1 protein-coding gene is annotated in these 226 nt (G+C 61.9%); it reads left to right on the forward strand.

All coding sequences use genetic code 11. The features are described from left to right. Positions 1-162, forward strand: a 162-nt coding sequence (locus RAD04_RS39230; RefSeq protein WP_461628044.1) for an ABC transporter ATP-binding protein C-terminal domain-containing protein, incomplete at its 5' end; no start/stop codon positions are given. Positions 163-226: the final 64 nt, after the last annotated feature.

Raw genomic sequence — 226 nt, forward strand, 5'->3', positions numbered from 1 at the left:
ATGACCGTGCTGCTGGTCGAGCATCACATGGGCCTGGTGATGTCGATCGCCGACCATGTCGTTGCGCTGAATTTCGGCAAGAAGCTCGCGGAAGGCACGCCGGCCCAGGTGCAGGCGGACCCCGACGTCATCAAGGCCTATCTCGGGAGCAAGGACCAATGACGACATTGCTCAACGTCAAGGACCTGCGCGCCTATTACGGCCAGGTCCAGGCGCTCCATGGCCT

Source organism: Bradyrhizobium sp. 25ACV, assembly GCF_054863005.1.